Source organism: Pseudoduganella sp. RAF53_2 (assembly GCF_052113985.1).
Lineage (GTDB): Bacteria > Pseudomonadota > Gammaproteobacteria > Burkholderiales > Burkholderiaceae_D > Rugamonas.
The window spans coordinates 1-2,033 of the sequence record NZ_JBFRDW010000852.1 but is presented as its reverse complement, the minus strand read 5'-3'; the positions used below and the strand labels follow the sequence as shown (position 1 = coordinate 2,033).

The 2,033-nt window shown below is 64.2% G+C and carries 2 protein-coding genes and 1 pseudogene; 2 read left to right on the top strand and 1 reads right to left on the bottom strand.

What is annotated here, in order from left to right; all coding sequences use genetic code 11:
• Positions 1–304: pseudogene (locus AB4Z11_RS30315) on the bottom strand (hypothetical protein); the annotation flags it as partial.
• Positions 305–434: 130 nt separating this feature from the next.
• Here AB4Z11_RS30315 and AB4Z11_RS30310 point away from each other — a divergent pair.
• Together AB4Z11_RS30310 and AB4Z11_RS30305 are read left to right on the top strand one after the other, a co-directional pair.
• Positions 435–1,667, top strand: coding sequence for a winged helix-turn-helix domain-containing protein (locus AB4Z11_RS30310; RefSeq protein ID WP_442029683.1), 1,233 nt, complete (start codon positions 435–437; stop codon positions 1,665–1,667).
• Positions 1,664–2,033: DUF2804 family protein (locus AB4Z11_RS30305; protein WP_442029681.1), on the top strand; the 370-nt coding region annotated here is incomplete at its 3' end. The genes AB4Z11_RS30310 and AB4Z11_RS30305, both read left to right, overlap by 4 nt.

Sequence of the window (2,033 nt, the reverse complement as noted above, 5' to 3'; positions counted from 1 at the left end):
GGCCGCCGCGGCGCGTGAATTCAGCCAGGCGCAGAGTGCCTTCGGTTTCTTCGTATTTGAGTTTGAACAGCTGGGTTGCGTGGTCGCCCTGGCGCAACAGGTAGCTGGCGTGTTCGGCCAGCGTGCGCGCCAGCGATTGGCTCTGCTGCACGGCCTCGTGATGGGCGCCGTCTTTTTCCAGGTTGAGCTGATAGAACAGGTCGAACCACATCCCCACCAGTAAGGCCAGGGTAAAGGACGGCAGCAGTATCACGCGATACAGCTTGCGCAGCGTGCGTCGGGCAGGGGAAATAATCTTACTCAATTGACCTTGGCCCCAGGTGGCGTGGAACGGTGTCCAGTGTGCCTATTCTGCCATGGGACTGTGCAGAAAGTAACAAAAAGTGGGCAGTTCGCCATTAGAATAGTCGTTCGTTTTCTACGGGATTCCGGACTTGACCGAACTTACTCTCAGCTTGCCCGCCGCACGCGCCCTGCACCTGGCTGCCCAGGGGCTGCTCCAGCCCCGCCGCCGCAAGGCCCAAAAGGCCGACGTGCTGCAAGCGATCCGCTGCATGGGCGTGCTGCAGATCGACACCATTCACGTGGTGGCCCGCAGTCCTTACCTGGTGTTGTGGAGCCGCCTCGGCGACTATCCCCAACCCTGGCTGGAGGAACATCTGGCCGAAGGTGCGCTGTTCGAGTATTGGGCGCACGAAGCCTGCTTCGTGCCGATCGAGGATTACCGTCTGATGCGTCACCGCATGGTGGACCCGTCCGCAATGGGCTGGAAGTATAACGAAAAGTGGCTGAAAGAGCGACGACAGGAAGTGGACTCCGTGCTGGCGCACGTGCGCGAAAAAGGGCCGGTGCGTTCCTCGGATTTCGAGCGCAAGGATGGCCAGGCCGGCGGCTGGTGGGAGTGGAAGCCTGAAAAGCGCTCGCTGGAAGTGCTGTTCACGACCGGCGAATTGATGATCGCGCGCCGCCACAACTTCCAGCGCGTCTACGATCTGGCCGAGCGCGTGCTGCCGGGCTGGGACGACAAGCGCATGCCCGCCATGGAAGAAACACGCCGCGAACTGGCGCTGAAAACCGTGCGGGCGCTCGGCCTGGCGAAGTCCGCCTGGGTCGCGGACTATTACCGCACCAAGCCGCCGCGCCTGGATCTTGAAGCGCTGGTTGATGACGGCGCGCTGCTGCGCGCCCGCGTCGACGGCTGGAAGGAGCCGGTCTACATCCATCCGGATCTGGCCGACCTGGCGCAGGCTGCGGCCGACGGCAGCTTGTCCGCCACCGCGACCACGATCCTGTCGCCGTTCGACCCGGTGGTGTGGGACCGCCGCCGCGCCCAGGAATTGTTCAATTTCGACTACCGGCTGGAGTGCTACACGCCCGCCGAAAAGCGCCGCTACGGCTACTTCACTTTGCCGATCCTGCGCCGCGGCGCGCTGGTCGGACGGCTGGACGCGAAAGCGCATCGCCGCAGCGGAATCTTTGAAGTGAAGTTCGTTGCGCTGGAGCCGGGCGTCAAGGTCACGGACCGCTTTACGCGCGATGTAGCAGGGGCATTGCAGCGGCTGGCCAACTGGCACGAGTGCCCGCAAGTGCAGGTGGCGCGCTCCGAACCTGCTCCTTTCGCCGAGCTGCTGCAGGCGGCGCTGGATGGACAGGCGGTGGAACAATGATGCTCTCCGCAGCTCCTCTACGGGTCGTCGGCGCGGACGGCCAGCCGGCGCTGGGCCGCTTTGCCGGTGCAACCCAGGCCTTCGACTGGCACCTGCTGTCCAAACCTCATGCACGCGGCGCCTTGTGGCGGCGCTTCCATCACAAGAAATGGCATTACCTGTCGCTGGTCAGCGAGCAGGTGATGGCGGCGGTCGCCATCGTGGACCTGGGCTGGACCAGCACCTGTTTCGCCTACGCCTACGACCGCAACGACGGCGACATCGTTGCCAACTTCTCCCAGGATGGCTTGCCGGGCCGTCTCTCGGTCGGCGTGGCGGACAACGTGGACGGTGGCAGCTGGTTCAAGGCGCGCGGCACGCGCATCG